Raw genomic sequence first — 25,619 nt, 5'->3', positions numbered from 1 at the left:
ACCCGATCGCCGTCAGACACCAGAGCGCTGCCCCTCAGCGCCGAAAGGCTTCACCATGCTGAAAACCGCCTGCCAAGAACAACTGCTCCCGGGCGACACGCTCCAGGAGAAGTGGGCGTTCGCGCAGGACGCCGGCTACGACGCGGTCGAGTTGCGCTCCAAGGGCGACTCCCACTTCCGTGACCGCCTCCCCGAGCTGAAGCAGGCCCGCGCCGACGGCGTGGTCATGCCGACGGTGTGCGTCGACATGCTCCACTTCTTCGCCGCGTTCGACGACGACCTGCGCCGCGACGCGCTGGCGCAGCTGAAGTCCCAGCTCAGCGTGGCCGCCGAGATCGGCGCACGGGGCGTGCAGACCCCGGCCTCCTACGGCATGTTCTCGCGCCGGCTGCCGCCGTTCGAGCCGCCGCGCTCCGAGGAGCAGGACCGCGAGGTGCTGCTCGCCGGTCTCGCCGAACTGGGCGAGCACGCCCGAGCCGAGGGCGTCACCCTGTACCTGGAACCCCTCAACCGCTACGAGGACCACATGGTCAACCGCCTCGACCAGGCGGCCAACCTGATCCGGACCGTGGGCCTGGACTCCGTGCAGATCGGCATCGACAGCTACCACATGAACATCGAGGAGGCCGACCCGGCAGCCTCCATCCTCGCCGCCGCCCCCTACATCGGGCACGCCCAGGTCAGCGACTCCAACCGGTTCCAGCCCGGCGCCGGCCACCTCGACTGGCCCGCCTGGCTCGGCGCCCTGCACACCATCGGCTTCGACGGCTACCTCGCCGCCGAGTGCCGGCTGACCGGCGACCCCGTCGAGGCGGTGCGCTCCGTGCCCGCGTTCCTGCGGAGGTCCGGCGCGTGACCTCGCTGCTCGAAACTCCCGTGCCCGCCGCCGCCGATGACCTGACGCTTCGGCGCGGCGCGGCACGGGTCCTGCTGCGCAACTGGACCGGCATCTCCACCATCCCCTCCCGCGGCCTGTACCCGCACCAGTGGAGCTGGGACTCGGCCTTCATCGCGATCGGCCTGCGCCATCTGTCCGTACGCCGGGCCCAGCGCGAGCTGGAGAGCCTGCTCGGCGCCCAGTGGGCCGACGGACGCGTCCCGCACATCGTCTTCAACCCGCGGGTGCCGCTGGACGCCTACTTCCCCAGCCCCGACTTCTGGCGCTCCTCGTCGGCCGGCGCCGCCGCCGGAGCCCCCGCCCACACCGAGACCTCCGGCATCGTGCAGCCCCCGGTCCACGCGCTGGCCGCCTGGCTCGTCCACGAGGCCGACCCGCAGGCCTCACGCCGGCGCAACTTCCTGCCCCGCCTGTACGGCCGGCTCGCCGCCTGGCACGACTACCTGACCGGGCCGCGCGACCTGGGCCGCGCAGGGCTGGCCGCCATGGTGCACCCCTGGGAGCCCGGCATGGACAACAGCCCCTGCTGGGACGGCCCGCTGGCGCGCGTCAACCCCGTGCCCACCGGCTCCTACCGGCGGGCCGACCTCGACCACGGGCAGCCCGCCGAACGCCCCACCGACCTGGACTACGGACGCTACGTGCGGCTGGCCACCGACTACCGGGACAGCGGCTACACCGACGCGGGCGGCGCGCACGCCTTCGCCGTCGAGGACCCGTGCGTCAACGCGCTCCTGATCGTCTCGGAACACGCCCTGGCCCGCATCGCCGCCGAGACCGGCATGGACCCGGCCCCGCACCACGAGCGGGCGGCGCGCCTGACGGCCGCGCTCGTCGAGCGGCTCTGGTCGCCCGCCGACGGCATGTTCCTCAACCGCGACCTGGTCGGCGGCGCACTCATCACCGAACGCAGCATCGCGGGCCTCGTGCCGCTCATCGTCCCCGGCCTCCCCCAGGACGTCGTGGACGCCCTGCTCACCACGGCGGCGGGCCCCGGCTTCCGCCTGGGCGAGGTACCGATGGCGCCCTCCTACGACTTCCGCGGCCACGCCTTCGACCCGCACCGCTACTGGCGCGGTCCGGCCTGGTTCAACACCAACTGGCTGCTGGAGCGCGGTCTGCGCCAGTACGGGCAGGCCCCCACGGCGGACGCGCTGCGCACGGCCATGCTCGGCGCGGCGGGCGCCAGCGGCTTCGCCGAGTACGTGGACCCGGTCACCGCACAGGCCCGCGGCACCCGCGACTTCGGCTGGACCGCGGCCCTCACCCTCGACCTGCTGGCCGGCGGCCACCCCGCGGACCCCGGCCCCTCCAGCCCTACGAGCCCCTCCAGCCCTACGAGCCTCTCCAGCCCCTCGAACGGAGCGCGTACGTGACCGGCGCAGCGGACACCACCCTGATCCACGGAGGCACCTTCGCCGTCCTCGGCGCCGACGGTGGACTGACCGGCCGCCGCGGCTCCTCCCCCGACGGCCTGTTCCACCGCGACGCGCGCCATGTCAGCCGCTGGACCTTGACGGTCGACGGCGAGGCGCCCGTCGTGCTCGTCCCCTCCGCCGGCGAGACATCCGCCCACTGCATGCTCACCCTGCCGGGAACCCGCGACGAGCCCCCGGCCTACACCGTCTTCCGCGAACAGGCCCTCGCCGCAGGGCTGCTGACGGAGAGCATCCAGCTGGTCAACAACCGTCCTGCCGCCACCACCGCCGTTCTCGCCCTGAGCGTGGACGCCGACTTCGCCGATCAGCTCGAACTGCGGTCCGACAAACGGCACTACGCCAAGGACGGCGCCCGGCGCACCGCCACTGTCCGCCCCGACGGCGTCGACTTCGCCTACGAGCGCGGTGACTGGCTCGCCCGCACCACCGTGTCCGCCGCCCCCGCCCCCACGGCCGTGCTCCCCGTTCAGGACACCACGCACCGGCTGGAGTGGCGCCTCGACCTGCCCGCTCACGGCACCACCCAGCTGCTCTTGACGGCCCGGGCCCACGCGCCGGGCGCACCGCAGAGCCCGGCGGCCACCACGCCCGCCGAAGCCGCAGCCGCCCTGGCCGCCGACCGCGCGGCCTTCGTCGACGCCCCGTTGCCGATGCCGGCGCACGCTCCCGAAGGGCTCGCCGCCGCGTGCGCCCGCGGACTGAGCGATCTGGCCTCGCTGCGGGTGAACGCCCCCGGCCCCGACGGGGAGCTCCTGCGCGTGCCCGGCGCCGGGGTCCCCTGGTTCCTCTCGCTCTACGGACGGGACTCCCTGCTCACCTCCCTCTTCGCCCTCCCCTACCGCCCCGAGTTGGCGGCGGGCACCCTCGGCGCGCTCGCCGCGACCCAAGGCACCGGGTACGACGCGTTCCGCAACGAACAGCCGGGCCGCATCGTCCACGAGATCCGGCACGGCGAACTGGCCCACTTCCGCCAGGTGCCCTACGGCCGCTACTACGGCTCGGTCGACTCCACCCCTCTCTTCCTGGTGCTCCTGGACAGCTACACCCAAGCCACAGCCGACCCCGCCCTCGCCCTGCGCCTCGAAAAGCAGGCACGGGCCGCCATCGCGTGGATGTACCGCGACGGCGGCCTGGACGATCGCGGCTACCTGGTCTACTCGCCCGACCCGCACGGCCTGGTCAACCAGAACTGGAAGGACTCCGCCGGCGCGATCTGCTTCCTCGACGGCAGCCAGGCCGAAGGGCCGATCGCGGTCGCCGAAGCCCAGGGCTATGCCTACGACGCCCTCGTCCGCACCGCACGGCTCGCCCGCACGCTGTGGGACGACACCGCCTACGCCGAACGGCTGGAGCAGACGGCGGCCGACCTGCGGTCCCGCTTCACCCGCGACTTCTGGATGGCCGGCCCCGACTTCCCGGCACTGGCCCTCGACGGCCAGGGCCGTCACGTGGACTCCCTGGCCTCCGACGCCGGGCACCTTTTGTGGTCGGGCATCCTGGACGAGCCGCACGCCCGGCGGGTCGGACGACGCCTCCTTGAAGCGGACTTCTTCACCGGCTGGGCCATCCGCACGCTGGCCGCGGGGCAGCCCGGCTACCACCCGCTGTCCTACCACCGGGGCAGCTGCTGGCCGCACGACACGGCCGTCATCCTGCTCGGCCTGGCCCGCCACGGCCTGGCCGACGAGACACGCGCCGTCGCCCGTGGCCTGGTGGCCGCCTCCACCCACACCGACCACCGACTGCCCGAGGTCATGGCGGGCTACGACCTCACCCAGCACCGACGGCCGGTCCCCTACCCCCACTCCTGCTCGCCCCAGGCCTGGGCGGCCGCGACCCCGCTGGCGGTCCTCACGTCCCTGAGCACACTGCCGTAGCCGCAGCAGTCACAAGCCGCGACCGCGAGTCGACGCCACCGCGCCCAGGACCGAGGCGAGCAGTCCCACCAGCATGGCCACATACGCCCCGCCGAGCCCGTTGCCGGTGCCCAGGCCGCCGTCGGCGGTGACCGCGACCAGCACACCAAGGGCCAGGCCCGTCAGTCCCGACGCCAGGGCGGCCCAGGCCCCCAGCGGCCGACGGGCGGCACCGAAGCGGCCGGCGGGGCGGGCCAGGGCCAGCCCGGCGACGATCACACCGGCCAGTGCCAGCAACGCGCCCGTGGTGGCCCCCAAGCGGCCGAGGCCGAAGTCGGTGAACCCGGCGGCCATCGGCCGCCCCGCGGTGTGCGCGGCCGCCGGGGAGGCGACCGCGATGCCTCCGAGGAGGGCGAGGGCAGTAACGGCAGTGGTGGCGAGCAGACGACGCACAGACATCACGGTGCTCCTTCTCTTGCGGCTGCGTACAACTGGACGCGGCCGAACGCGATGGACGGCCTCGCCGGCGGCGGGGCGGTCCGAGCATCTCCACCGCCACCCCTGCGGGTCGTCCGCCGGGCGCGGACACTTCGCGCTGCCGCCGATGCCGCACACGCCCACCACGGCTGCCGCAGGACGCACGGCTGTACCGCGCCGGCGGTAGTCGCCCCCTCATCCACCAGACGGACTGCACCACGGCGAGGGCCAACTAGGGTGCGCCACATGAGCGCAGCGCGGTCCGGCGTCCGGGCCATCGTCGGAGACTGGGTCATCGCCGTCGGCGTCTCGGCGGCCCTGGTGACCACCGCGCTGTCCCGGCCGGATTCCGGCACCGGCCTCGACGCGCTCGCCTACGCACTGCTGGTGGCCGGCGGGCTCGCGCTGGCCGCGCGCCGCCGGGCACCGGTCGCCGTCCTGGCCGCCACCGGACTGTCCGCGGTGGGCTACCAGGCGGCCGGCCTCGATGTGCCGGTCGTCGCCTACCTGTTCGCGGTGTACGCGGCCGTCCGCGCGGGACACCGCACCCTCGCGGTGGCAACCAGCGTGGCCCTGCTCGCCGCGCTCCCGCTGGCGGCCCTGGCCTCGGGCCCGTACGACACCGGCGAGGCGTTCGCGCGGGCCCGCGGCGCCCTGGAGATCGCCTGGCTGATCGCGGCCGGTGCCGCGGGTGAGGCGCTGCGACAGGCCGAGCGGCGGGCGGACGAGGCCGAGCGCACCCGCGAGGAGACCGCGCGGCGCCGCGCCGACGAGGAACGGCTGCGCATCGCGCGGGAGTTGCACGATTCGCTCACCCACCAGATCTCGGTCATCAAGGTGCAGGCGGAAGTCGCCGTCCACGTGGCCCGGCGGCGGGGTGAGCGGGTGCCGGAGGCGCTGCTGGCCATCCAGGAGGCCGGACGGGAGGCGAACCGGGAGCTGCGCGCGACCCTGGAGGCGCTGCGCGACGACGACACGACCCCGCCCCGCGGGCTCGACCACCTACCCGACCTCGTGGAACGCGCCCGCACGCTCGGCCTGGACACCACGCTGACGGTGGAGGGACAGCGGCACGCCGTGCCCACCGCGGTGGGCCGGACCGTGTACCGCATCGTCCAGGAGTCCCTCACCAACATCACCCGCCACGCGGGCGCCGCCACCGCCTCGATCCGCATCGACTGGCGCGAGGGCACCCTGGCGGTACGAGTCGACGACGACGGCACGGCCACGCCGGACACCGTCCCCGTGCCCGGTGTCGGACTGCTCGGCATGCGCGAGCGCGTCACCGCCCTCGGCGGCCGACTGCGCGCCGAGCCCCGGGGCGAGGGCGGCTTCACCGTCCAGGCCGAACTCCCCATGGACCCGACGCCGTGATCCGTGTCCTGCTGGTCGACGACCAGCCACTCATCCGCAGCGGGTTCCGCGCCCTGCTCGACCTCGAAGACGACATCGAGGTGGTCGCCGAAGCCGCCGACGGGCAAGGAGGCCTGGAACTGGCCAGGAAGCACCTGCCCGATGTCGCGCTCATCGACATCCGGATGCCGGTTCTCGACGGCATCGAGGCGACCCGCCGCATCGCCGCCGACCCGGCCCTCGCCGCGGTGCACGTCGTCATCCTCACCAACTACGGCATGGACCAGTACGTGTTCGACGCACTGCGGGCCGGCGCGGCGGGATTCCTCGTCAAGGACATCCTGCCGGAGGACTTCCTGCACTCCGTACGCGTCGCCGCGCGTGGCGACGCCCTGCTCGCACCGTCGATCACCCGCACCCTCATCGACCGGTACGTCGCCCAGCCGCTCGCCACCAGCACCGTCAGGGGGCTCGAAGAGCTGACCAACCGGGAACGCGAGGCCGTCGCCCTCGTCGCGCAGGGCCTGTCCAACGACGAGATCGCACGCCGCATGGTGATCAGCCCGATGACGGCGAAGACCCACGTCAACCGGGCCATGTCCAAGCTCCGCGCCCGCGACCGGGCCCAACTCGTCATCCTGGCCTACGAATCCGGGCTCGTCACCCCGCGCCGTTCCTGACCGGCACGGTCCGGCGTCTGGTGCCTTCGGTCGTGTGTGTGCTGAGGTACAGCGAGCCCCGCACCAGTTCGCCGTGCCCCCTCGGAGAGTGATCTTGCGCAGCCTGACCTTCGTCATCGGCACGGGCCGCAGCGGCTCGACCGCGCTGTCCCGCATCCTCAACCACCACCCGCACGTACTGAGCCTCAACGAGTACATGGCCTCCGTCGGTGACGCGGCCTTCCCCGACGGCCCCATGTCGGGCGCGGAGTTCTGGGAGGCCCTCTTCCGGCCCACCCCGTACTTCGCGAGCATGCTCCGCAGCGGTCTGCTGATGCCGGAATTTCTCTACACCCGCCGCCCGGGGCGCTACTCGGCACGGACCACCGGCATCCCCGCGCTGTCCCTCATGGTGTTGCCCCACCTCACCGACGACCCCGACGGACTGCTCGACGAGATCCGCACGGCGGTCCTCGACTGGCCCGACCGCCCCGCCTCCGCCCACCACGAAGCGCTCTTCGCTCTCCTGGGCGCACGCTTCGGGCGGACCGCCGTCGTGGAGCGCTCCGGCTACTCGACCGGATGGGCGCCGGGACTGCGGGCCGCCTTTCCCTACGCGAAATTCGTGCACCTGCACCGGGACGGACCGGACTGCGCCCTGTCCATGAGCCGCCATCCCGGCTACCGCACGATCACCTTGATCCGCGAGATCAGGGAACGGACGGGTGTCGCGAGCTTCGCCGATCTGACGGCCGAGCAGATCCGCTCCCTGCCGCCGGAGCTGTCCCCCCTGCTCGGCGAGCGCTTCGACCCCGCCCTCGTCCAGGAGCGTGACTTCCCCCTGGCGCGGTTCGGCGCGCTGTGGTCCGAACTGGTCGTCCAGGGCACGCGGTTCCTCGACTCCCTGCCCGCCGCACAGGGCATGAGCCTCGGCTACGAGGACCTCCTCGACGCCCCCGCACAACAGCTCGCCCGCCTGGCGGCGTTCCTCGGGGTCGAACCCGCACCGCAGTGGCTGGAGGCTGCCTGCGCCCAGCTCGACGGCAGCCGCCGCGGCTCCGCCCAGAAACAGCTGACGGCCGCCGAGTTCGACGCGTTGGGCGAGAGCTGTGCGCCCGGCACCCGCGCGCTGGAGGGACGGCCCAGCTGACGTCCGCCGCACGAGGAGCGGGTCAGCTCCTGGACGCCGGACTCTCCGGCCAGGCCCGCTCCTCCGCGTCCGCGTCGAAGCCGACCGGTTCCCAGCGCTTGACCAAAAGGGCGGTCAGACCGACGACCGGGGCGGCGAGGATGACCCAGTACACGTGCGTGCCAAGGCCACTGCTGAGGATGGGGAAGAAGAACAGCGTCAGGGTGGAGCCCAGGCGCAGCACCGCCTGGTTGAAACCGATGCTCACGCCGCGCATCGAGGTCGGGAAGCCCAGCGAGGCGTAGCTCATGATGTGCGCGCCGGGGCCGAAGCCCTGGGCGAACATGAACGCCCCGAGCATCAGGATGCCGCCCGTCACCACGGCCGTCCCGCTGGGCTCTCCGATGAGGCCGAGGACGGTGATGGCGACGAACTGGATCGCGAAGCCCAGCGTCATCATCGGCCAGGCGCCGCGGGTCGACGCCCAGCGGATGCCGAGCAGTCCGCCGGTCAGGGCGAAGAGCAGGTTCAGGGCGAAGGAGGAGGCGATCGTGGTGAGCGGGCCCTGGGTCATCAGCGTCGCGATGATGATGGGCAGACCGAACGCGACCGCGTTGTAGCCGAAGGTCTCGGCCAGACCGACCGACACCGACTGGATCGTGCGCGCGCGGTAGGGACGGGTGAAGAGCCGGGCGTAGGCGGCGATGCCGGGTCGCGGCGGGCGGGGCGCCCTTGCGGGCACGTCGTCGGCGACGCGCACGTCCACCGCGTACGACTGCCGAAGGATCTTCGCCGCACCTTCCAGATCGCCCTGTTCGGCGGCCCAGGTGGGCGACTCGTTCATGTACCGCCGGCGCAGCAGCAGGACCAGCAGCGCGGGGATCGCGCCGAAGCCGACGGTGAAGCGCCACAACCAGCCCAACTGGGCGTCCGGCAGGACGAAGTACAACAGCATGATGACCAGGTAGCAGCCGCTGGTCGCTCTGTACCAGGCGGGCGACCAGGCGGCCGTGCGTGACCCCTTGCTGCCTTTGCCGCGCAGCCGCGAGAACTCGGCGAGGAACGCGATCGCGACCGGGATGTCCATGCCGACGCCGATCCCCATCACGAAGCGCGCCACGATCAGCGTCCACACGTCCTGTGCGACCGCGCACACCAGCGCGGTGACGACGAAGAAGAGCATGTTGGCCATGAAGACGCGGTAGCGCCCGATCCGGTCCACCAGCCAGCCGCCGACGAGGGCGCCGATCAGTGACCCCACGCTGATCGAGGCGGTGACCGTGCCGGCCATGGCGGAGCTGAGGCCGAACTGTTGGGTGATGTCGGGCAGCCCGTAGGCCAGGGAGCTGAGGTCGTAGGCGTCGAGGAAGATGCCGCCGAGCGCGATGACCACGATCATTTTGGCGTGCCGGCCGCGGGCCGTGCCCGAGTTGACCAGATCGGACACGTCGGCCGCGGAACGGATGAGTATCGGACCCGGCGCGGTCAGCGCGGTGGTGCTGCCGGGCAGGGGGGAGGTGGAGCTCACGAGCGCCTTCCGGGGTGGTGCGAGACGTACCGGCGAATCGTCGCACTGGCCGGAAATCGCCCGTACGCACGTCCGCATGATGGTCACCTGCACGGTGAGGGCGAGGGTGACTCCGTCGGTGAGGAGGGCGGGGAACCGGACGGGGAAGACGGGGAAGGGGACGGGGGATCCGAGGGTGTCGGCGTGGTGGAGGGGGTGCCGGTCGGGGACGTGCCGCCGGTGGGAGACGGAGTGGGGCAGCCCGGGCCGGTGGGGCGCGGCGTGGGAGCGGGGCTCGTGCCGGGGGTGGAGGGGCGGGGGCCGGGTCGGGTCGGGTGCGGGGAGGCCGAGTCGCCCGGACGCGGCTTCGGCGGATGTGGCGGGTTCGACGGTCCGGACGGATCCGACGGGCCCGATGGATTCGACGGCCGCGGGCCGACGACCAGGCCGCCTCCGCCCGCCGGCCGCGTGGCGGGGGTCTTGCCGCCCGGGCCGGGACTGGCCGGCAGCGGGCCCTTGCCGTCGGGCACCTCGTGGGCGCCGCGGCGGTAGAAGTCCAGCCAGGCCAGGACCGTGCGCAGGTAGGCGGACGAGTGGTTGTAGCTGAGGATGGCCCGGTCCAGGTCCGCCTTGACGGCGAGGTCGCGATCGCCCGCGCACAGGTAGCGGCCGGCGGCGAGCGCGGCGTCGAAAATGTTGTCGGGGTCCGCGCGGCCGTCGTCGTTGCCGTCGGCGCCCCAGCCGGCCCAGGTGGAGGGGATGAACTGCATCGGTCCCACGGCCCGGTCGTAGGTCGCGTCGCCGTCGTACCTTCCGCCGTCCGTATCGGAGATGTGCGCGAATCCGCTTCCGTTCAGGACGGGTCCGAGGATGGGGGTCAGGGTCGTGCCGTGCGCGTCGATCCGGCCGCCGCGGGCCTGGCCGGACTCCACCTTGCCGATGGCCGCGAGCAGTTCCCAGGGCAGCCGGCAGCCGGGGTCGGAAGCGGCGAGTGCGGCCTCGGCGCGCCGGTAGGCGCTGAGGACGCCGGCCGGGATGCCGGACTGCCGTCGCACGGCGGGGCTCTCCTCGCTCCCCTCCCCCGGAGGGCCCGAGCTGCCGCGCAGGGGCGGGAGTTCGGTGTGATAGACGTCGGACGACGGTCCGGCCGGCGGGATCCGGCCGCCGTCTCCGGCGGCGCCGTCCGGGGTGGCTCCGCGGCGGGGCGCGGCGAGCGGGCCGCCGGGCGCACCCGATGCGGTGAGCCCGGCCATCGCGACGGCCGCGACGACGGTGCCGGCCAGGCCCCGGCGGATGCGGCACCCGCCTTTCTTGCGGTGCCTGTTGCTCGTTGCCATGACTGCCCTTTCGACGGTGCGGCGCTCAGCAGTTGGGGTTTGCGGGCCGGTTCGCGAAGCGGTCGGCCAGATAGGTCAGGGCCTGCGCGTCGGCCGCCTGGATGGGCCAGAGGTGGTCGGCGACCGGCGGCCGGCCGGTGGTGTCGTACGTCTTCCAGGTCAGCGGCACGCCCTGGGCGCAGTACTGCCGGTGCAGGGCTTCGGCCTGGTTCGGTTCGACGAGGGCGTCCTGGGTCGCGTGGTACTGGAGCACCGGCACATTGATCTTCGGGCCGGCGCCGAGAGTGTTCTCCGTGTAGCGGGCGACCCAGGGGGCATCGACGAGCGGGCTGCGCGTGACGTACGCGGACAGCGACTTGCCGCCGTATTTGTTGATCATTTCGAGGGCGCAGCCGCCCGCTTCGAGGTCGGCGACCATGGCACGTCCGGTGTCGTTGAGGACGTCGCCGAACCTGAGTTCCGGATAGGCGTGGTCGAGGCCGATCAGGGCGTAGAAGAGGAAGCCGGAGCCGGGGCGGCCGTTGAGCGGCAGGGCCACTTCCATCAGGTCGGCGGGCACGCCGCCCGCGACGATGCCCTTGAGGTTGAGCTCGGGCGCGTAGTCGGGCTGGAACTGGCCCGCCCACAGCGCGGCGCCGCCGCCCTGGGAGTAGCCGCGGAACGCGACGGGCGCCTCGGCGGAGAGGCCGGTGGCGGGCATCCGCTGGGCGGCGCGCACCGCGTCGATGAGAGCGGGGCCGAGGGACTTGCCGACCATGTACGTGGTCTTGGGTCCCGGCCGGTAGCCCTCGTAGTCGGGGACGGCGACGGCGTATCCGGCCCTGAGCATGGCGTTGATGACCCACTGCTCGTACAGGGCGCCCTTGGCGATCATGCGGGACGGGGTGCAGCGGAAGGCGGGCCCCTGGGTGCCCGGTCCCCAGCCGACGACGGGGCGCGCGGCGGGGGTGCCGCCCTTGGGCACCAGGACGGTGGCGGTCGCCGCGTGGGGCCGGCCCAGCGCGTCGGTGGACCGGTACATCACCTGCCAGGTGTCGGCCAGGGCGCGCGGTGCGGGGGTGCCGGGCTCGACCTTGCGGGAGCGGATGACGTCACCCGGTCGTGCGTCGGGCAGGGGCGACGGCGGTACGTAGAAGTCGTCGGGCGGCAGTGGTGCGGCGGCGCTCGCCGGAGCCGGGCGGGGCTCGGTGCCCGCCGGGCTCGCCGGGAGCGTGCAGGCCGCGAGGATCAGGGCCACGACGAGGGTGAGCCGTCCCGCCCGCAGGGGTGTCCGTGTCGGCATGTCACTGTCCTCGGGGGCGGCTGATGCGTGGGGGCATGCGGTGGGAGCGGCCCGCTCCCCGGGGACGGTCCGCTCCCCGAGAGCCACCCGCTCTGGGGAGCCCGCCCGGAACCGCCGGTGGTCGTCGTGGGCCGCCGGCGGCGCGCCCGGCTATATCTGCAGTCCCTGCCACGGGTTCTCCTGCTCTGCGATGGCGAGCTCTTCCAGCTGTGCGGCCGCGCTGGGCGCGCCGCCCGCTTCGCGCAAGGAGCGGCCGACCCTGCGGGCGGCCGCGGCGAAGTGCGGTTGACCGAGCACGGCGTCCAGGGCGGACCCGACGGCCTTGGCATCGGCCCCGCCGCGCCGCACCCGCACGCCCGCGCCCACCGCGGCGACCTGGGCGGCCACCACGGGCTGGTCGTCGCGGACCGGGGCGACCACCAGGGGCGTGCCGTGCCACAGGGCCTCGGTGACGGCGTGGTGCCCGCCGTGACAGACCACGGCGTGCGTGCGGGCCAGCAGAGCCCGTCGGGGAACGGCGGGATGGATCAGGATGTCGTCGTCGCCGCGCGGCGGTCCGAGGATCCCGGCGGGATCGGCGACCACCGCGCGCACCTCGCGTGACCGGGCGCGTGCGCCGTCGACACACTGGGCGAGGAAGCGGGCGTCCACCGGGGAATCGGGGGCTCCGAGGTCGACCAGGACCAGGGCCCGGCCGTCGTCACGGTCGACCCAGCCCCAGGGGAAGTCGGCCGTCTCGACGCCCGGGACGGCTGCCGGAACCGGCATCGAGGCGTACAGGGGGCCGACGAAGCGCACCGGACCGCGTTCCGGCGGTTGCGGCCCGACGAGTTCACCGGTCGAGAAGACCAGCGTGAGCCGCGGCGAGAAGCGCGGATCGTAGGGGGCCGAGGGGTCTCCGAGGCGCAGCCGCAGCCCTTCCAGGAGGTCGCTGGTCCCTTCGCCGGGCTGCGAAGTGGCGTACCGGCTGCCCGGCCGGTCCGTGAGGGAACTGCCCGGCAGCCCGGCCGGGTTGGTGCAGCAGGTGGCATAGGGGACGCCGAGTCGTTCCGCGACCAGCGCGCCCGCGACCGTCTGCTGGTCGACGACGAGCAGGTCGGGTCCGAACTCCATGACGGCGGCGGTCACCCCGGGCGCCATGGCGTACGCGAGCGGTGCGAAGTAGCTGGCCCACAGGAACCGCAGGGCCGCCGCGCCGCGCAGTTCGCGCGGCCTGTCCTCGACGGCCGGGACATCGGCACACGGGAAGACGGGGTGGCCGGTGGCCACCAGGCCGTCCAGGACGGCGGACTGCCCGGCCCAGGCCACGTCGTGCCCGCGTCCGGCGAGTTCGGCGGCGACGGCCGCGGCCGGGGTGATGTGGCCGGGCAGCGGCGGCACCACGAACAGGAAACGGCTCATCGGGGCCCGCCCCCGCACCGGCGCTGCCGCTGTGGCGTCCGGCCCGGGCCGGTGGCGAGGAGCCCCGCAATGCCCAGGGCCGGCTGGGCATTGCGGGTGTCGGTGAGTCCGGCGGGCCAGGCGCCCGGCCGGCAGGCCCCTCGCACCGCTCGTGCGTCCGGGATTGCGCGACAAGACAGCATCAGAACTCCGACCGCTCGGCGAAACGGGCCATTGCGTTGAATTGACGATCGAGCCGAGAGCGGAAGCTAGTCGCGCCCGGAGAAGCAGGTCAAGAGGCGTTTCACCACGCAGGGAAGATCTGTTGCCGGATGAGTAAGGAGCCGGGCGGAGTTGTCACCCCCGGCGCATCCCGGGAATTTGGCATCGGCGCACGAATCGAGATCCCTCACTGCTCACGCGGGGATGAATTAGCCCTCGATTAAGGGCGGTTGAATTCCTCTGGTATTCGGCACCTTGACCGCCCAACTACCCGTCAGTAGTTTACCGATCCGAAACAGGACCGTATCTGGCGAAGATAACGACATGTACGGCCATTCTTCCTTCACCCGTTCTGCTCGTTCACGCAGTACGAGAGGCAGCTCATGAGAGCTCAACGAAAAAGAGCCGGGGTGCGTGGCGCCCTGGCGGCGGTCGCGACCGCCGGGCTGGTCACCGGCCTGATCACCGTCACCGGAGGTACCGCTTCGGCCGTTCCGCTGAAGCTGAACCAGAAGTACACCTGTAAGTTCCCGATCATCAACAACGATCCGATCGAGGTCGAGATCACCGCCGACATGCCCGCCACCATGAAGGTGGGCGAGACGGTCCCCGAGTACGACATCAAGGCCGTCACCAAGGTCAGCGCACGAGCCGCCCAAGGCCTGGGCGTCATGGGCGCGGTGACCCTGGAGGGCAAGGCCACCGCCGACGTGAACGTCACCCTGCCCGGCGGCACCGGCAACCTCCCCATCAAGGTCGTCAACACCGTCGCCAAGGCCAGCATCCCCAACCCGGCTGCGGCGTTCAGCGTCGACGCCACCGGCAAGTCGCCCGGCGGCCTGCTGACCTGGGCCGCCCCCGGGACCGCCACGTTCGACGTCACGGGCCTCAAACTGCACAACATGATCGCCCGGGGTGCGGACGGCGCCCCGGTCCAGCTTCCGCCGTTCGGCGACGAGTTCGAGACGGCGTGCACGCTCGACGCGGGCCAGCCGACACTCCTGCACACGATGGAGATCCAGGGCGGCAGCACCGACCCCGGCCCCGACCCGGACCCCGGACCTGATCCCGACCCCGGACCGGAGCCCACGACCGGCAAGCAGAACGTGACCACCAAGGTGACTCCCAAGCAGGGCGGCGGTCAGCTCACCATGGCCCAGGCGGGCGACAGCGTCGCGCTGTCCCCGGTCGAGGAGGGCGCGGGCGGCAACTCGACCGGCGACCTGCAGAAGGTGAGCGTGAAGGACGCCCGTAACGGCGCCACCGGCTGGTCGCTCACCGGGAAGGTCACCGACTTCACGGGCGGCGCCGGCACCATCGGCGCGGACAAGCTCGGCTGGACGCCGTCCTGCCAGACGGCGGCCGGGTCGGCGAGCACCTGCGTGCCCGGCACACCGGGGACGGTCGGCGGGGCGGGCGCCACGCTCGCCAGCGCGCCCGACGCGGCCAGGACCGGCGGCGAGTTCACGGTCGGCGCGGGCCTCGCGCTCGACGTACCGGCCACCGCGGCCGCCGGTGACTACGCGGCCGTGCTCACGCTGACGCTGACCTGATCCCGCACGCCACCTGGTGGACCGGCCCTCGTGCGAAGGCCGGTCCACCGCTTCGGCGTTGCCCCGCCACCCGCATCCCCGCTCCCCTTCCCCGCCCGTCACCGCCGCATCTCTCCGCTCTGGGGGCCCTATGAACGTCGTCCGTGCGCAGCTCGCGCACCGCAGATACGCCACCGTCCTCGTCGCCGCCCTGGCCCTGGCCATCGGGCTGCTCGTAGCGGGCCCACCGCCGGGTGCGTACGCCGCCGACAACGGCCGCTGGTCGGTCTACCCCGCCGATCAGGCCGGCCGGGACGGCAAGAAGGCCGCCAAGGGCACGGCCCATCGGACGTACTTCCGGATGAAAGCGGATCCGGGGCGCACCGTGCGCGACAAGGTCACCGTCTCCAATCTCGCCAAGGAGCCGGTGACCTTTCTGCTCTATGCCGCCGACGCCTACAACACCCCGCGCGACGGCGGCTTCGCGGTGCGCGAACCCACCGAGAAGCAGCGGTCCGTCGGGGTGTGGACACGCCTCGCCCGCTCGGAGGTCACCGTCGCCGCGGGCGGCAAGGCCACCGTGCCCTTCACCGTCGCCATACCGCGCACCGCCTCGCCCGGCGACCACCCCGGAGCCGTCGTCGCCCTCGACAAGCGCGTCGCCCGCGCCCAAGGCACCGGCGTCGGCATCCGGCAGGCGGTCGGCGCCCGGCTCTATCTCCAGGTCAACGGCGAACGCAAGCCCGGCCTGAGCGTCCGGGACGTCCGCTTCGACTACGCGGTGCCGCTGCTGCCCGGATTCGGCAAGGACGCCACGATCACGTACACGCTCGTCAACAGCGGGAACGTCCAGCTCGAACCGAGGGTCGACCTCAAGGCGAAGGGCCTGTTCGGGCGGACGTCCTTCGACAGCGCGGGCTCCAGGCTGCCCGCCGAGCTGATGCCGGGCCAGCGGGTGCGGATCACTCAGAAGTGGGCCGCGCCTCCCCCGCTGGACTGGGGCAGCCTGGAGCTGACCGCGAGCGACGAGGGCGGTGAGCTGGTGGAGAGCGGGAGCACCGCCTATCGCACGGTGAACTGGGGCGTCCTGGTGACGTCGGCCCTGGTGGTGCTCCTCGTGATCGTGGCGGTGGTGGTGCGCCGCCGCAGGGCCCGCTCCGCCGCGCGGAGCTGACCCCTTCGGGCCCACCCTGCCTCGCGCTCCGACGGGAGCGGCGCGCGTCCGGCAGAACCGCACGGCCGACACGACCGACACGGCCAGTACGGCCAGCACGGCCGCGGGCCCGGAGCGCCGTCGCGCTCCGGGCCCTGTGCGCTGCCGTACGGCCGGGAGCGCGCCCCGCGGACACGGGGCCCCAGGTGCCCTACCGCAGCCGGCTCACCCGGTCGGCTCGCCCCTCCGAAGGCGCCGCGGCAGGTAGTGGAAGGCGGCGATCCCGGCGGCGCCAAGGCCTCCGGCCGCCGCCAGCATCAGGCCGATGCCGGACCTGCCGGTGGAGGCCAGCGCGCCCGAGCCGTCGGACACCTGGGTGTCCAGCTGCGTGCCGGAGGTGCTGGAACCCCCGCTCGTTCCGGAGGCGCCGCTCGTTCCGCCGGCGCCCGAGGTGCCGGAGTCACCGCCCGAGGAGCCGCCGCTCGTGGCGCCGGGGTCGCTCGGATCCGTGGGGTCGGCCGGATCGGACGGCGGATCGGTCGGCGGGTCCGTCGGGGGATCGGTGGGCGGGTCCGTCGGCGGATCGCTCGGGTCCGTGCCCCCGTCACCCGTGATCTTCATCGTGTGCAGGAGCGTCTTCTGGCCCGCGTCCAACGTGCACTCCGCGGTGAACTCGTCGCCGTTGGGCGGGAGCCGCACGGGCTTGCCCGCCGCATCACGGGCGATCATGTCGTGCAGCTTCAGACCCTTCACGTCGAAGGCCGCATCACCCGCCGCGCCCCAGGTGAGCAGGCCGCCGGGCGACTTGCCGGTCGCCGTCACCTCGAAGGGCGCGGCGGGGTCGGGGATGTCGGCTTTGGCGACGGTGTTGACGACCTTGATGGGAAGCGTGCCGTCCCCGCCCGGCTGGGTGACGACGACATCGGCGGTGGCCTTGCCCTCCAGGGTCACCGCGCCCATGACGCCCAGGCCTTGGGCGGCTCGTGCGCTGACCTTGGTGACGGCCTTGATGTCGTACTCGGGGACCGTCTCGCCCACCTTCATCGTGGCGGGCATGTCCGTGGTGATCGCGGCTTCGATGCCGTCATTGCTGATGATCGGGAACTTGCAGGTGTATTTCTGCGTGAGCGACACCGGCTCGGCCGATGCGCTGCCGCCACCCCCGATCAGCGCGAGCACCACCCCGGCGACCCCGGTCAGCGCGAAGGCGCGGGCCGGCCTGGCCCGAACCTTTCCCGGCGGCTCCCCCATGCGGTTTCCCATGCGATCTCCCATGTGTGGCCCCACTTCCGAGAATTGGCACAATCCAGAAATGAGTACTGATGGGCAAGGGGGATCGTCAACCTGATCGGCACAATCCTGCTCGGCCCGATGACGCGGGACCGACAATTTGTCATCCGCACACCATCACCCACTCACCGTGGCCACAAAATGGCCGGACCGCACCTGCCTTTCACCATCGGAAGGAAGCAGACCTTGACCACCCAACTACTCATCAGTAGTTTGCGTATTCGAAACACCGCCGTAGCGTCTGCCGCAATTCAGTCGGCAGATTCCCGCGCGGTGGCGCGTTTCGCATCTCGATTTCCCCGGACAGCTGGGCCGGCGCGTCCGGAGTCGCAGATGCGGCAACCACGTACGTCTGTGCCCGTTTCACGCAGCCCGAGAGGTAGCTCATGGAAGCGCACAAGAGAAGGATCAGGGCGCGCTCCGCCCTGAGCGCGGTGGCGGCCGCCGGCCTCGTCACCGGCATGGTCACCTTGAGCGGCGGATCCGCCGCCGCCGACCCGGTGAAGCTGAACCAGAAGTACACCTGCAAGTTCCCGATCATCAACAACGATCCGATCGAGGTCGAGATCACCGCCGACATGCCCGCCACCATGAAGGTGGGCGAGACGGTCCCCGAGTACGACATCAAGGCCGTCACCAAGGTCAGCGCACGAGCCGCCCAAGGCCTGGGCGTCATGGGCGCGGTGACCCTGGAGGGCAAGGCCACCGCCGACGTGAACGTCACCCTGCCCGGCGGCACCGGCAACCTCCCCATCAAGGTCGTCAACACCGTCGCCAAGGGAGACATCCCCAACCCGGCCGCCGGATTCACCCTCACCGCCAACGGCAAGTCACCCGGTGGCCTGCTGACCTGGGAGAAGGAGGGCACGGCCAAGTTCGACGTCACGGGCCTCAAGCTGCACAACATGATCGCCCGTGACGCGGAGGGCAAGCCCGTGCAACTCCCGCCGAACGGCGACGAGTTCCCCGCGGACTGCACCCTGGACGCGGGCCAGCCCACCGCCCTGCACACGATGACCATCGGCGGCGGCAGCACCGATCCCACGGACCCACCGACCGACCCGCCCACCGATCCGCCGACCGACCCGCCCACGGACCCGCCCACCGACCCTCCGACGGACCCTCCCACCGACCCGCCGGGCGATGACCCGGTGAAGCTGAACTTCGACATCAAGGGCAATTCCTTCATCAAGGCCGCCAACGGAAACGCCCCGCTCACGGGCGGCATCGACACCCGTTACGACCTGAACAAGGGCACCTTCGACGCCGACTTGAAGCTCAACCCGACCAAGGGCAAGTTCACCATCCTGGGCTTCTTGCCCACGACCGCGGACATCGCCTTCGAGCAGACCGGAAAGACCAACGGCACCCTGGACACCGCCGGTGTGCTGAAGTCGAAGTCCGAGATGTTCGTCAAACTCGCCGGCGTCCACGCCTTCGGCATTCCCATCGGCGGCGGCGCCGACTGCAAGACCGCCACGGCCGCCTCGGTCGAGCTCGCCAGCGAAGGCCGCTTCCAGCCCTACAAGGGCGGCAAGCTCAAGGGCACCTACACCCTGCCCGGCCTCAAGGGCTGCGGCGCCCTCAACGACATCATCAGCACGTTCATGGCAGGTCCGGGCAACACCATCGACATGGACCTCACCTACAAGAGCTGACACCGGCCACAGCGGTGCGTCCGCATTCCCGTCCGGCCCTCCGCCCCCTACGAGGCGGAGGGCCGGACCCGTTCCCCCCAGAACTTGGAGAGGCAGTGCTGAGATCGCGCGCCACAGCATGGCGGGCCGCCCCCGCCGTCGTGCTGCTCGCCGGACTGATCGGCTTCACCTCCGGCCGGCCGGCCGCAGCGGACCCGGTGTCCCTGACCCAGACGTACACATGCGTCTTCCCGCTCATGGAGGAGGATCCGCTCACGGTCGTCGTCATGGCGGATCTGCCGGCCAAGGTGAGGGTCGGCGAGCAGATCCCCGCCTTCCGGGTCACCTCGGTGTCCACGGTCAGCAAGGCGGCGGCCACCGCCCTGCGCACGGTGGGCGGCACCACCCTCGAAGGGACCGCCACGGCGGACGTCACCGTGCACCTGCCCGAGGGCCCGCTGGACATCGGCCTCGAGAACACCATCCCGACGACACCCCTGCCGCAACCGGCCGCCGCCTTCGAGGTCACCGCGACCGGCCAGGCCCCGACCCTGACCTTCCGCCGGCCCGGCAGCGTGAAGATCGACGTCAACAGCCTGCTCCTGACGATGACCCCGCGCGACAGCACCGGCGCGAAAACGAGCCTCGACACCTTCGAGACCGAGTGCGCCCTCGACCCCGCCGGGCAGAACAAGACGCTGCACACCGTCCAGGTCGAACCGGTCACGACCGATCCGGGCGACCCGCCGGACCCGGACGGCGAGCCGGTGCCGCTGCGCTTCGGGGTCCAGGGCAGCACGTACCTCAAGGCGGCCAGGAGCAGCGCCGCGCTGACCGGCGGGATCGACGCGCGCTACGACCCCGCCGCGGGCACCTTCGACGCCGACCTGGAACTCGACCCGACCACGGTGCGGTTCACGCTCCTCGGCTTCCTGCCCACGGCCGCGGACCTGGCCTTCGAACAGACCACCACGACGACCGGCACCCTCGACCCGGCCGGCCGCCTCACCACGCGCTCCCGGACGGACGTCAAGCTCACCGCGGTGAGCGCGCTCGGTCTGCCCATCGGCGGCGGACCCGCCTGCAAGACCACCACGCCCGCCGCACTCGAACTCGTCGGCGAAGGCCGCTTCGAGCCGTACACCGGCGGCAGGCTCAAGGGCACCTACACCCTGCCCGGCCTCAAGGACTGCGGCGGCTTCACCGACGTGATCAGCGCGTTCACCACGGGCCCCGGCAACACGGTGGACCTGAACCTGACCCACGAGAAGCGGTAGGAACGAGCGCGCCTCCTGCCTCCCCGCACTCCATGCACCGCAGGGGCGCGGATCCGGGCGGCACGCGGCCCGGTCCGCGCCCCTGGGACCGTCAGCGGGCCATCAGTGCGAAGACCCCCCAGCCCAGGTACTCGCGCTGATGGCGCGTGTAGCGAGCGGGTTCGCCGGTGAGCTCGGCCCGTACCTCGCCGGCCAACTCGTCGTCGGGGTGCCCGTCGAGCCAGCGGCGGAGGTTGAGCCACTGCGCCGCCTGGTAGCGGTCCCAGCTGTCCTGGTCGGCCAGCACCATTTCCACGACGTCGTACCCGAGAGCGCCGAACTGCTCGATCAGCTCCGGCAGCAGCAGGAAGTCGTCCTTGCCCGCGGCGTGGCAGGCCTCGGCGGTCTCCTGGTCCGGCACTTCCCGGCGCCAGTACGGCTCACCGATCAGCATCAGTCCCCCGGGGCGAAGACTCCGGGCCAGCAGTTCGACGGTCCCGGCCACGCCGCCTCCGATCCAGGTGGCGCCGACACACGCCGCGAGATCGACCGGCTCGTCCGCGACGAAGCCGGCGGCGTCGTCGTGCACGAAGGTGACCCGGTCGGCGACGCCGAGTTCGGCGGCACGGGCACGGGCCTTCTCGGTGAACACCGTGCTGATGTCGACCCCCGTCCCGGTGACGCCATGGTCACGGGCCCAGGTGCACAGCATCTCGCCCGAGCCGCTGGCGAGGTCGAGCACGCGCGTCCCGGGAGCCAGGGGCAGTGCCTGGCCCAGCGCGGCCACCTTGCCGGGGGTGATCGGGTTGTGGAGGCGGTGGCTACTTTCGCGAATGGTGAAGATACGTGGCAGATCCACGAGAGAGGTTCCTTCGGTTCGATGAGGTCTTGGCGTGTGCGGGAGACAGCCGACCGGAGTCGGCGGTCAGGGCTCGGACCGTCATCAAACACACCTCGTTCATGCGCATGGATCGTGAGCCGGTGAGTGTAGGCCGCGCCGGGGTGGCGTCTCCACCCATTTAGCGCGCCGCCGTCCAGGGCCGCGTCCGCGCCACGCGGGCCGCCGCCAGCCAGAACGCCGTCGGCAAGAACACCAGGTCCCCCACGACCGTGATCGCGGAGAACAGCGGCAGCGCCATCAGCAGTCCGATGCCCAGATGCGTGCCGAGCATCACGACCAGGACCGCGTACTTCAGCCGCGGCATGAACACGAGCACGGGGAAGAGGAGTTGGGAGCCGACGGTGACGTACGCGAGCAAGGCCAGCCAACTCCCCTGGCCCGCCAGCCAGTCGGAGAGCTCCGGGAAGGTCGCGAAGTCGTCCAGGCGCAGCGCGTAGTGCAGCGCGCTGCCGTCCCGCCACGTCGAGCCACGGATCTTGTACAGGGCCGCGGTGCCGTAGACCACCATCACCTGGAAGGCGATCAGCGCCATGCCCGCGTTGTGCACGGCGGTGACCACGCGTCGGCGCAGCTCCTCGTAAGGCGACACGGGCCCGGGCCGCTTACGTGCGGCGCGGCGGGCGTCCCACGACCAGCGGCGGCCCGACGCACACAGCACCAGGTAGTTGGCGAACAGCAGGCTCAGCAGCTCGAAGCCGCTGCCGGCGACGGACGAGCGCATGTAGAAGCCCGCGACGACGAAAGCGAACAGGACCGCCATGAGGCGGGTGTGCCAGCCCACCAGATACAGCGCACTGACCACGACGGCCAGCCCGTAGGCGGCCCAGAACAGATCCGGGCTCTGAGTACCCAGCCAGGTGTACCACCAGGACAGGGCGCCGTCGGCGCCGCGCGCCTCGACGGAGGCGCGGAAGAGTTCGGGGGTGTACGGAGAGCCGGGCCCCCACAGGCGGTCCGCGTGGCCCGCCTCGCGGAGCAGGTTCAGCAGGAAGAGACCCGCCACGCCGATGCGGACGACGGCGGCGCCGTAGAGCCCCAGCGGGGTGAGCGTCGCGGCGCGCAGTCGACCGAGCACCGGCCGGGCGCCGTCCTCGGCCGCGGCGTTTTCCGGGCCGAGGACCGGGCCCGGCATCACGGGGCGACTTCCCAGAGGCCCCACGGCTGGCGGCTCGCGGCCGGTGCGGGGCGGTGGGGCGGGGCGATGGGCAAGGTGTGCAGCCGCAGCTCGACGGCGTCCGGCCGGGGCTCGCCGAGGTCCTGGAGGCGTACGACGACGGCATTGCGCAGATACCGTGCCGCGGGGGTCAGCGGCGCCCTGAGCTGGGTGTGCGGCGAACCCGCCAGGTGGGCGCCGACCGCCTTGCGCAGGACGGTCTGATCCTCCCGGCTGGGCAGCGGGTTGCCGCGGTGCGCGGCGATGTCCCGGGCGGTGAGGTCGATCCATCGGCCGGCCCGGCCCGCACGCCAGCCGCGTGCCTCCAGATGCGTGTTGGCGCGGGGCGGGTCGGGCGCGAAAATGTTCCAGTCCTGCGGGAACAGCGGGTGCAGCCAGGCCTCGGTCTGCGCCGGGCGAAGCGTCTTGGCCGCCGGGGAGAGGCCCGGGGCGACCTGGAGGACGAGGAGCCCCATGTGGGCCAGTGCGGCCGCCATGACCAGCAGGGTGGCACCCCGCCCCACCGCGCGCAGCGGACCGTCGAGGGGGGCGCCGTGGGGCGCCAGCGGGTCGGGCGGCTCGACCGGGCGGTCCGGGGAGCCCGGGCGGTCCGGGGAGTCCATGCGGTCCATGCGGTCCATGGGGGCCGGCCTTATCCGGCCGGCGGCGCCGACTGTCCGGCGCCGGGAAGTTTCGCGCACTCGGGAGCCTTGTCGAAGGCCTGCTTGAGGGTCGGGTCGGTGCGCAGGTCGTGGGCGGGGCCTTGGTAGCCGCCCGCCTCGCGCATGCCGTCGCCGGCCTTCTTCAGTGCCGCCTTCAGGGACTTCTCGTCGGTGACCTTGGCCTGCTTGAGCTCGGTGGTGGTGGCGGCGAGACTGCTGCGGGCCTCACGGAGGTTCTTGAGCGCCTTCTTGTACGCGCCGTCGCCGCCCTCGACGGGTGGTGCCCCGTCCTGACGCATCTTCTTGTCCAGCGCGCCGAGTTGCCGGTCGAGCGCGTCCAGGAAGGTGACGACTTGCGCGTGGTACTTCTTGGGATGCTTGCGGTCGGCGGCGGGCAGCGCCAGCTGGGACCCGACGTCCTGCACGCTGTCGCAGACGTCCGAGGCCCAGTCGACCTGCGGTCCGTCGTCGACGCGCGAACTGCACCCGGACAGCGCCGCCGCGACCGCGACGCCCAGGACGGTGGACAGCAGCGCGGCAGCGTGCCGCTTGCGTCTCGTGTTCCTCATGTCTGACTCCCCTTCCCCTTCATGACCTTCGTCGCCTTCATCGCCTTCATCGCCTTCACGGCCTTCATGGCCTTCATGGCCTTCATCGGCTGAACCGGTCGGCCGGTCTCATCCGCGGAACGTGTCGATGTTCGCGATCCGCCAGGTCCCGTGCCGCTGGAGCACGTCCACCGCGAACATCGCGGCCGCATGGGTGGCCGAGCCGCCTTTGGCGGTACTGGTGTTGCTCTGGTCGGCGAACACCAGGACGCGGGCCCGGGCGCCGTCGATGGCCTCGACTCCGCTGTGCGTGACGGTGGTGCTCAGGACGAGCTTCTGCCGCTGTCCCTGGCTGCGGACCTGCGCGAGCATCTCCCGGTGCTGGCCGACCGCCTTGCCGGTGAGGTACTTGTCCGCGGCCTTGTCGGTGCGGCCGGGAGCGGTGTGGTCGTAGGAGAAGACCGCGTCGACCGCCTGGCCGACCGTGCCCTTGACCTCGCTGGTGCGGGCCGTGTCGGTGAGCGCCCCGTTGCGCAGGGCGGGTGCCTCGCGCAGGTCTTCGGCCCGGGTGTGGGCCAAAACGGCGAAGGCTGCGGCCAGGACGGCGAGCAAGGTGAGCAGCAGGATCCAGGGGACGGAGCGGCGCGCGGTCCGGGGAACCCGGGGAGCCTGCTTCCGGGGCTTCGGGCGGGGGGTCCGGGACGCGGGCACAGCGATCTCCCGGGCCTTGACCGCGGCCAGGCGCCGCTGCCGGTTGACCACGTGGCGTGTCGTCGACATGGTGCGGCCCCTCAGTCGGACGGAGTGTCGGTGGGTGCCTGGCCCGCGGGGGCCTGGCCGAGTCCGCTCAGCTTCCAGCCGCCGGCGGTGCGCGTGAGCTCGGCGAGCAGCCGGCTCTCCTTGCTGGTCGGCTTCTTCTTGGGCGGATCGACGGTGATGCGCATCGCCAGCAGCACCCCGGCCCGGCCCTCGCGCTCGTCCAGTTCGGTCACGGCTGCGGAGAGCACCTCGGCCGTGGTGACCGTGCGCGCGGTGCGCACCTGTTTCTCGAACTCGCTCCTTCCCTTGCGCAGTTCGTCGAGGAGGCTGCCGGTGGCGGACTGCTCCCAGGTGTCGAGGCCGTCCGTGAGGTCGCGGTGGTCGAGGGTGTTGAGGTTCAAGGCGGCCTGTTCGCCCGCCGCGAGGACCTCGTCCCGGGTCGTCGCGAACCGTGCGGAGTCGTCGTGGGCCGCCGCGTACCAGGAGGAGCCGGTCCAGCCGGCGAGGCCCAGGGCGAGGGCGGCGGCCGCCGAGGCCAGCGTGCGTTGCGTGCGGTGTCGCGATGGCGTACGTGCCATGTCCCTCTCCCCTATCGGGCCGTGATGTCGGTGATCGTCCAGCGGCCGTGCTCCCGGCGCGCGGCGATCGAGAGCTGGGCGGCGGCGGTGGTCGCCTTGGCGCCCTTGCGCTTGGCACGCTGGTCGAGGAAGACCAGCAGCCGCGCACGGTCGCCGTTGAGTTCGACGGCTCCGGCGCGTACCACCTGGGTGGTGAGCGACACGTCCTGCTTGCTGACGTGCCGGCGGAGTCGGCCGAGCAGGGCCCGGTAGTCCTTGGCCGCCTCGCCCCGCAGGACGGCGCGGGCGCGTCGCTCGGTGGTGGGAAGGTCGTCGGGCGTGTAGGTGAAGATGGCGGAGAGCGCGTCGCTGACGTCGGCGATGACCCGGCGGGTGCGTTCACCGTCGCTCAGCGCCTGGTTGGCCGCGCCGGAGGTGTGCGCGGTGCGGTCGGCCAGTACCAGCAGGCCGCCGCCGGTGGCGAGCAGCGCGGCCAGGACGAGGACCAGCAGCGTGCGGCGGGCGCGGCGGCGCGTGGGCGGCGCCTGCGGGGCGGCCGTGTCCCGCGCACCGGTGTCGGCCGGATCGGTTGCCGGCGCCCGTCGGGGTCTAAGTCCCAGGCTCATCCGTGT

23 protein-coding genes are annotated in these 25,619 nt (G+C 72.4%); 10 read left to right on the top strand and 13 right to left on the bottom strand.

Annotated features, from left to right (window positions below):
- Positions 1-55 precede the first annotated feature (55 nt).
- The 3 genes from QBL25_RS40025 to QBL25_RS40015 are packed head-to-tail and all read left to right on the top strand — an operon-like array spanning position 56 to position 4,214.
- Complete coding sequence (locus tag QBL25_RS40025; RefSeq protein ID WP_409061878.1) at positions 56-856, top strand: TIM barrel protein; 801 nt, start codon at positions 56-58, stop codon at positions 854-856.
- Positions 853-2,274 carry an MGH1-like glycoside hydrolase domain-containing protein gene (locus QBL25_RS40020; RefSeq protein ID WP_409061877.1) on the top strand — a complete coding sequence of 474 codons (1,422 nt, stop codon included), beginning with the start codon at positions 853-855 and terminating at the stop codon, positions 2,272-2,274. Before QBL25_RS40025 ends, QBL25_RS40020 begins: the two co-directional genes overlap by 4 nt.
- Complete coding sequence (locus QBL25_RS40015) at positions 2,271-4,214, top strand: glycogen debranching N-terminal domain-containing protein (protein ID WP_409061876.1); 1,944 nt, start codon at positions 2,271-2,273, stop codon at positions 4,212-4,214. The genes QBL25_RS40020 and QBL25_RS40015 overlap by 4 nt, the downstream gene beginning before the upstream one ends.
- Positions 4,215-4,223: 9 nt before the next feature.
- On the opposite strand, the gene QBL25_RS40010 is transcribed toward QBL25_RS40015, so the two are convergent.
- Positions 4,224-4,652, bottom strand: coding sequence for a DUF6223 family protein (locus tag QBL25_RS40010; protein ID WP_409061875.1), 429 nt, complete (start codon positions 4,650-4,652; stop codon positions 4,224-4,226).
- 264 nt (positions 4,653-4,916) lie between these two features.
- On the opposite strand from QBL25_RS40010, the gene QBL25_RS40005 reads away from it, so the two are divergent.
- The 3 genes from QBL25_RS40005 (at position 4,917) to QBL25_RS39995 (ending at position 7,832) form a co-directional block, all read left to right on the top strand.
- A complete protein-coding gene (locus QBL25_RS40005) occupies positions 4,917-6,044 on the top strand; it encodes a sensor histidine kinase (protein ID WP_409061874.1) in 1,128 nt (375 codons plus the stop codon).
- On the top strand, positions 6,041-6,703 hold the full coding sequence (locus QBL25_RS40000) for a response regulator (RefSeq protein WP_409061873.1): 663 nt from the start codon (positions 6,041-6,043) through the stop codon (positions 6,701-6,703). The genes QBL25_RS40005 and QBL25_RS40000 overlap by 4 nt, the downstream gene beginning before the upstream one ends.
- 88 nt (positions 6,704-6,791) lie before the next feature.
- Positions 6,792-7,832: a sulfotransferase gene (locus QBL25_RS39995; RefSeq protein ID WP_409061872.1), complete on the top strand. Its 1,041-nt coding sequence runs from the start codon at positions 6,792-6,794 to the stop codon at positions 7,830-7,832.
- A gap of 22 nt (positions 7,833-7,854) precedes the next feature.
- Here QBL25_RS39995 and QBL25_RS39990 read toward each other — a convergent pair whose 3' ends face one another.
- The 4 genes from QBL25_RS39990 to QBL25_RS39975 form a co-directional block, all read right to left on the bottom strand.
- Entirely contained in the window at positions 7,855-9,339 is a 1,485-nt protein-coding gene (locus QBL25_RS39990) for an MFS transporter (protein WP_409061871.1), read from the bottom strand.
- 83 nt (positions 9,340-9,422) lie between these two features.
- On the bottom strand, positions 9,423-10,655 hold the full coding sequence (locus QBL25_RS39985; RefSeq protein ID WP_409061870.1) for a hypothetical protein: 1,233 nt from the start codon (positions 10,653-10,655) through the stop codon (positions 9,423-9,425).
- 25 nt (positions 10,656-10,680) lie between these two features.
- Positions 10,681-11,937 carry a lipase family protein gene (locus QBL25_RS39980; RefSeq protein WP_409061869.1) on the bottom strand — a complete coding sequence of 419 codons (1,257 nt, stop codon included), beginning with the start codon at positions 11,935-11,937 and terminating at the stop codon, positions 10,681-10,683.
- A gap of 150 nt (positions 11,938-12,087) precedes the next feature.
- On the bottom strand, positions 12,088-13,338 hold the full coding sequence (locus QBL25_RS39975; RefSeq protein WP_409061868.1) for a glycosyltransferase: 1,251 nt from the start codon (positions 13,336-13,338) through the stop codon (positions 12,088-12,090).
- 611 nt (positions 13,339-13,949) lie between these two features.
- Here QBL25_RS39975 and QBL25_RS39970 point away from each other — a divergent pair.
- Both QBL25_RS39970 and QBL25_RS39965 read left to right on the top strand, forming a co-directional pair.
- Positions 13,950-15,092, top strand: a complete 1,143-nt coding sequence (locus QBL25_RS39970; RefSeq protein WP_409061867.1) for a DUF6801 domain-containing protein — start codon at positions 13,950-13,952, stop codon at positions 15,090-15,092.
- A gap of 130 nt (positions 15,093-15,222) precedes the next feature.
- The gene (locus QBL25_RS39965; RefSeq protein ID WP_409061866.1) at positions 15,223-16,245 is read left to right on the top strand and encodes a WxL protein peptidoglycan domain-containing protein; all 1,023 of its coding nucleotides are present in this window, start codon (positions 15,223-15,225) and stop codon (positions 16,243-16,245) included.
- A 204-nt stretch (positions 16,246-16,449) separates the two neighbouring features.
- Here the strand turns inward: QBL25_RS39965 and QBL25_RS39960 are convergent, their stop codons facing one another.
- Positions 16,450-17,487 carry a DUF6801 domain-containing protein gene (locus QBL25_RS39960; protein ID WP_409061865.1) on the bottom strand — a complete coding sequence of 346 codons (1,038 nt, stop codon included), beginning with the start codon at positions 17,485-17,487 and terminating at the stop codon, positions 16,450-16,452.
- A gap of 413 nt (positions 17,488-17,900) precedes the next feature.
- Between QBL25_RS39960 and QBL25_RS39955 the strand changes: the two genes are divergently transcribed.
- Together QBL25_RS39955 and QBL25_RS39950 are read left to right on the top strand one after the other, a co-directional pair.
- Complete coding sequence (locus tag QBL25_RS39955) at positions 17,901-19,172, top strand: DUF6801 domain-containing protein (RefSeq protein WP_409061864.1); 1,272 nt, start codon at positions 17,901-17,903, stop codon at positions 19,170-19,172.
- Between the two features lie 95 nt (positions 19,173-19,267).
- On the top strand, positions 19,268-20,428 hold the full coding sequence (locus tag QBL25_RS39950; RefSeq protein WP_409061863.1) for a DUF6801 domain-containing protein: 1,161 nt from the start codon (positions 19,268-19,270) through the stop codon (positions 20,426-20,428).
- Positions 20,429-20,519: 91 nt separating this feature from the next.
- Here the strand turns inward: QBL25_RS39950 and QBL25_RS39945 are convergent, their stop codons facing one another.
- From QBL25_RS39945 to QBL25_RS39915, 7 genes are all read right to left on the bottom strand, one after another.
- Entirely contained in the window at positions 20,520-21,266 is a 747-nt protein-coding gene (locus QBL25_RS39945; protein WP_409061862.1) for an SAM-dependent methyltransferase, read from the bottom strand.
- Positions 21,267-21,426: 160 nt separating this feature from the next.
- The gene (locus QBL25_RS39940; RefSeq protein WP_409061861.1) at positions 21,427-22,440 is read right to left on the bottom strand and encodes an HTTM domain-containing protein; all 1,014 of its coding nucleotides are present in this window, start codon (positions 22,438-22,440) and stop codon (positions 21,427-21,429) included.
- On the bottom strand, positions 22,440-23,102 hold the full coding sequence (locus tag QBL25_RS39935; protein ID WP_409061860.1) for a DUF5819 family protein: 663 nt from the start codon (positions 23,100-23,102) through the stop codon (positions 22,440-22,442). Before QBL25_RS39935 ends, QBL25_RS39940 begins: the two co-directional genes overlap by 1 nt.
- 11 nt (positions 23,103-23,113) lie before the next feature.
- Positions 23,114-23,692, bottom strand: a complete 579-nt coding sequence (locus QBL25_RS39930) for a hypothetical protein (RefSeq protein WP_409061859.1) — start codon at positions 23,690-23,692, stop codon at positions 23,114-23,116.
- A 108-nt stretch (positions 23,693-23,800) separates the two neighbouring features.
- Complete coding sequence (locus QBL25_RS39925; protein ID WP_409061858.1) at positions 23,801-24,451, bottom strand: hypothetical protein; 651 nt, start codon at positions 24,449-24,451, stop codon at positions 23,801-23,803.
- Between the two features lie 11 nt (positions 24,452-24,462).
- Positions 24,463-25,008: a hypothetical protein gene (locus QBL25_RS39920; RefSeq protein ID WP_409061857.1), complete on the bottom strand. Its 546-nt coding sequence runs from the start codon at positions 25,006-25,008 to the stop codon at positions 24,463-24,465.
- An 11-nt stretch (positions 25,009-25,019) separates the two neighbouring features.
- A complete protein-coding gene (locus QBL25_RS39915) occupies positions 25,020-25,613 on the bottom strand; it encodes a hypothetical protein (RefSeq protein ID WP_409061856.1) in 594 nt (197 codons plus the stop codon).
- Positions 25,614-25,619 lie beyond the last annotated feature (6 nt).

It is taken from the genome of Streptomyces sp. SYP-A7185 (assembly GCF_046103685.1).
Lineage (GTDB): Bacteria > Actinomycetota > Actinomycetes > Streptomycetales > Streptomycetaceae > Streptomyces.
This window is presented reverse-complemented; position numbering and strand designations above follow the sequence as displayed.